The sequence below is a fragment of the uncultured Streptococcus sp. genome (genome assembly GCF_963518475.1).
Classification (GTDB): Bacteria; Bacillota; Bacilli; order Lactobacillales; family Streptococcaceae; genus Streptococcus.
This window is the reverse complement of record NZ_CAUQJA010000038.1, coordinates 1-5,391: the sequence shown is the minus strand read 5'-3', so window position 1 is coordinate 5,391 and position 5,391 is coordinate 1. Positions and strand designations below refer to the sequence as shown.

At 40.2% G+C, this 5,391-nt stretch carries 1 protein-coding gene; it reads left to right on the top strand.

Translation table 11 applies throughout. The annotated features are described in order from the left end of the window. Positions 1 to 343: 343 nt before the first annotated feature. Positions 344 to 5,391: accessory Sec-dependent serine-rich glycoprotein adhesin (locus RYK12_RS09840; protein WP_314848813.1), on the top strand; the 5,048-nt coding region annotated here is incomplete at its 3' end.

Here is a 5,391-nt window from a genome sequence, read left to right as displayed (position 1 = left end):
GTAACTGCTGTGGATGTCATGATTCACAGCTTTTTTGTTTTTAAAATATGAAATATAAGAACGCTCAGGGAGGTAAGTTTGTTGATGTCATGGTCTCTGTTATAGTTTTATTTTTATAGTATGAATTTAAAAGAAGGGAATGTTAAAATAGGTTTGATTCTTTTTGGAGGGGTTCCTATTATAGAAATGACTTTTTCATATATAAATAGATTTGGAACCTCGTATTTTTTTTGAAAAAAACAATATAATATCTTGACTATCGTTTGCGCTTAGAGTATACTGTTAAAGTATGATTAGAATTGGGTGGATTGTCCGCTTTTAAGTAAGAACGAAGGAGTGAAACATGTTTTTTAGACGTCAGAAAGGTGAGTATAGAGAAACCGACCGAGTGACGCGGTATAAGTTGATCAAATCAGGGAAACATTGGTTGCGAGCTTCAACCTCTCTTTTTGGTTTGTTCAAGGTCTTGCGCGGTGGTGTAGACACGACTCAAGTCATGACAGAAGTAGTAGAGGATAAAGTGAATCCTTCTATTACAGGTCTGGATATTATCAAGGGGATTGCTGCCACAGGGGCTGTTTTAGGTGGTACTGTTGCTACTCAAACAAAAGTGTTTGCAAATGAAACAGTAGCCGTGGAAAAAACACTGGAAAATCCAGATCTTTTGGTTACAAATGATACAGTAGTTTTGGGTACGACATCTGTAAGTAATTCAGAGAATTCTGCTAGCTTGTCTACTTCTTTGAGCGAAAGCACTTCGATGTCAGAATCTGTATCTAAGAGTTCGTCAGCCAGTGCTTCGACGAGTACTTCTGCCAGTGCCTCAGCAAGTACTTCGAATAGTGCATCTGTCAGCAGCTCTACTAGTATTAGTCAAACAACAAGTGAGCCGGGTAGTTTCTCGTTGGTGGCTAGTTTATCGGGTGAACAGAGCACTTCTGCGCCAGCAACTGACCGAGATGCTTCTGTATCAAAAGAATCAACTGGCCTTAAAATTGATTCTGCTCTACTGAAGGCAACTGAAATTGATGGGAAGGTTAGTGCGAGCGCTGCTCAATCAACTTCTACCACGACTAGTATCGTAGGAGTTACTGCTGGTGCTATCGCAACAGCGGAAGTTTCAGATAAGCAACAAGATGACAATCGTAAGAAGTTGACAAAACTTTCAGCTGAGATGGGTGAGTACCTAGCTAAAGCTGTTGGTTTACCAAATACTGACTCAGCTATCACTAAGGTCAACGCTGCGGTAACTGAAATTGAAAAGGCCTTGGCTGATCCAACTAGTGATTTGACAGCAGTGGTGCAAAAAGCAACCTTAGCTCGTAATTCCATTGTTAATGCCGTTTTGAGAGCCCATTCAGGTGCGCGTGATGCACGAAATGGGAAACCGATGTTGCGCGATGCTTCTCTTCGAGCAAGTTGGGCTCCTCAGCAGGGCGATGGCCGTATGAATGTAAGTAGTCCAACTGCTACTTTTGATAAGGGAACTGGTATAGCAACTTATACCATGAATGTCCATGCTGATAGTGCCTTGAGTCATGTCGGTGTAAAAATCGAAGTCGGTAAAGGTGGACATGTCCAAAGTGCGACCTTTAACGGTAATTCAATGGAAAAAACATATGCACATGGTTCAGAGGCAGGTTATAGTTATCGTCATGGCCAAAACCGGAACTTAGATGGACAAGTTGTAGTAAGGGTCAAATACGATAATAATGTGCCGACTGCGACTGCCAATATGCAGGTTCAAGTAAGTTCTGCTCCTATTTATGAAGATACTCCAGGGAATGGTTCTGCAGTTCAATCAGCAAGTGTTCCGACGGGTTATAGACAGCAGACTACCAATACGAATACCAACTCAACATTCCGTTTTAATGTTACTACCTATAAAGAAGTTTTTAACGGTGATGTTATTGGAGATAACGTAGGTTTAGAAGGAGTAAATACTAATTCAGGCCGCGTTAAGTATATGAACATCGAGAATCGAAATGTTATTCCTGGTGTTGTATATGCAGGTCCTAACAATAATGAAGAGTTAAACAGACCAGCTGTAACTGCTCGATTGGTGGGAACGGTTGGTGGAAACAATGCTTCAGCTGAAGTTGGGACAACATATGTTTATCGTTTTGTAGGACAAAACTATAATAGAGAGGTAGCTTCTGCTAACGTTGGTTACTATATCAAAGGTTTCAACGAACGTCATGACATCCAAAGTGGTAATACTGTTCAGGTTTCTGATTTGGACCATTTGACACCAGATGAAGTTAAGGAAGTTTATAATAATTTTGTTGGAAAACAATCGAATTTAACGGATTTATCCAAAAATGGAGATCTTGCTCCAAATATTGCTCAAGCAAGTCAAACGACCAATCCAGATGGTAGCTTTACGCTGTCTTACCCTGGTACTAAATCAAAAATTGACGTTGCAACAGATGGCACCATCACGGTTACTTATCGTGACGGTTCTACTAGTGTCATCAATGCTTCTTTAGAGAAGGAAAAAACACCTCCAGTAATAACCGTTACTGCGACCCGTAATAATAAACCTCTAGCTGCAGAAGCAGGAGGTATAGCAGGAGATAAATATTACTATTACTATGCAGGTGATGATATCGGTTTTGAAATGAAAGCCGTAGATAATAAGGGAAAACTGAGTGAGTTTAAACTTGTAGCACAGGCTGATGGTTACAGACCAGCGTCAGAAATGGCTCAAAACATCTTTGGAGATACCAATTATGGGACTGGGTCAGCTACTTCTCTCTCAGATCCAAACGGGAATCTCGTTGCGACTGAGTCTAATCCGGCAGTCATAACTGCAACTGGGCATATGAAAGATGATTTGGTTTATGCTCCTAAAAATGAATGGCGTCGTAATGCAGTAGCAACAGATAAAGCAGGGAATGTTACGATTCCGGGAGACAACAGTACAGGAAACTTCTTTATTAAGCAACGTGCTTTGAATGAGCGTTACAAGTATGAATCAGAATTTACAATAAAAAATCCTGAGTTTACGCCTGTAGTAGATAAGAATAATCTAACAAAGGATGAGAAGGATGCTGTAACGGCTGCTATTTATGCTAAAAATAATCAAAAAGCATACCGTATTGATAGAGTTGAAGTAGCAAATAATGGAGAAGCGACTATTGTCTATAAAGATGGTACACGTAGCGAACCGATTCCACCATCTGTAACAATTAACGAACGTCCTAAGTTAGTTATTCCTTATGACAATCCGAATACCAAAGAAATCTATTTATATCGCAACGAACCGGTTAATATTACCCTAAAAGCGACGGATGACTCTGGAAAAATCAATTCATTGAAGTTGACTAGACCTGATGGAAGCGATGATGGCGCTGGTAATGGAACTGCTGCTAACTATGGCGGTTTCACTGGGGTAACACGTTCTAATACCATCACTTCTACGACAAACCAAGCCAATGCTACGATTACCTTGACAGGTACTTTGGATAAAAGCTTGAGAAAAGGTGATTTTACTGAACGTAAGCTCGTAACTACGGATAACCAGAATACATCAAATAAAACTGATAATAACGAAGGTTATATCAAGTTTGTTGTTAAGGATCAAACGGATAAGTATAATGCCGTGGCTAAAGTAGATACCGTATATACTTATGCGGGTGAAACAGCAGCGGATTTGGGAAATGCAGCTAACTTTGTTCAACTTGAAGGTGGAAAAGCTCTGCCTGCGGGTGCGACAGTTAGTTGGACGAATACGATTAACAATTCGACTACTGGGACAAAGAGCGCTGTTGCGCGTGTTACGTATTCGGATGGTTCAACCGATGATGTAACGGTCAACTATAAGGTTTTAGCTACGATTGCCCCTAAGGGACCTGTGAATGATATTCAAGGTACAAATCCTCATAACGGCACCTTATGGCATGATTATGTGAATAAGCAAGGAAACGATGATTACCCAAGTGGAGCTAGTCAAACTTGGAGAAAAAATGGGCAGCCTGTTGCAAATTCACCGATTAGCACAGCGAAAACAGGTCGACAAATTTATCAAGTCACCTTTACTTATCCTGTTGGTCGTACGGGTGCTGGCGATACTACTAAACTAAGTAAGACCGTTGATGTTGTTCATGATGTTTATAAATTTGGATCAGAACGTTCTTACGTTTTCACACAAAACAAGACGGATGAAGCTGGTTATAAACAAGCTGTAGCAAATCCTAAAGAAGCGGTTACGAGATTAGAAGGAAATCCAGACTTTAACGCAACAAACACTAATTACAAGTGGGTTGGTGGTGCGCCGTCACTTACGACAGTTGGAACATTTACCAAACAAGTGGAGGTAGAGTTACCTGCAGACTCAACAGGTGTCAGAGTTAAACAAAATGTCCCTGTTACTGTGAGAGTAAATCCACAAGCACCTGAAATAGCAGCTGATTCAGTTACTGAAAAGGGTGGTTTGCCAAATCGTTCAATTGTAGTAACGAATGTAACTCCAGGAGCTACCGTAACTTTAACTATCGCCGGTCAGACAATTCCTAAACAGGCCACTGGTACAAGTGTAACCTTTGATTCAACTGATTTGAAACGGGTTACTGATGCCAATAATGGCTTGTTGCCTACAGGCGATGTAACGGTTAAACAAGAGAAGGTTGTAAGTAATCCTGCTGGAGGAACTGAGACTCTAACTTCTGCCACAACTTCTAAGACAATTACTAAGGAAACTGAAAAACCAAATGTAGAAGTTGTTCTTCAAGTCAAAAATGGGGACAAATGGGTTGATCAACCTAAGAAAGCTGTTCGTAATGATGCTAATGACGAAAACGGACGTACTGCTAGTGGATATGAACTTTACGCTGGGGATGAATATCGATTTGTTGTGAAAACTACGGATAACAGTGGTAAGATTCGTAATCTAGAAGTATGGGATGGTAGGACTGTCACAACTAACATGACAGATACTAATCATAATTCTAATGGAAAGATTACCAATATCACTGGAGATTCGAGAGAGGCTACTTCTACGAAGCCAGCTACGTTGACAATTGAAGGTACATACAACGCAAATCAAAGATATGAACCAGGAAATATTTGGTCACGTGAGATTCGTACAAAAGACCTTTCTGAAAATGAAAATAGAGACACTACATTTAAAATTGTACAAGGGAAATTAAGTGAAAAATTCCCAGGTAAAGTGCCAGCGACAGTTCAAGTAAGTAATACGACAACTCCATCAGAAGATGATAAACAAAAGATTCTTGCAGCGGTAAAAGCATCAAATCCACAAGATGCAAACCGTATACAAGACTATGAAATATCAAATGATGGTACTGTGACCATTACTTATAAGGATGGTACAACGAATACAGTAAAACCAGACTTATCTGACTCGGACTATAGATCGAAATCAGCAAG